General features: G+C 51.5%; 1 pseudogene. It reads left to right on the forward strand.

Annotated features, from left to right (window positions below):
- Window positions 1-241 (forward strand): annotated as a pseudogene (locus tag HBA93_RS23100) (arabinose ABC transporter substrate-binding protein); the annotation flags it as partial.

Raw genomic sequence — 241 nt, forward strand, 5'->3', positions numbered from 1 at the left:
ATTTGCCGATGTAGCGGCAAAGGAAAAAGGCTTCACTCTGGTTAAAATCGGTGCGGAAGACGGCGAAAAGGTTCAGTCTGCACTGGATAATCTGGCTGCACAGGGTGCGACGGGCGTGATTATTTGTACGCCGGATGTCAAACTCGGACCTGGTATCATTGCCAAGGCAGAAGCCAATGGCCTTAAACTGATGACTGTTGATGACCGTCTTGTCGGTGCTGATGGCAAGCCGCTCGAAGAT

Origin of the sequence: Ochrobactrum sp. SFR4 (assembly GCF_019730395.1) — a bacterium.
GTDB lineage: Bacteria > Pseudomonadota > Alphaproteobacteria > Rhizobiales > Rhizobiaceae > Pseudochrobactrum.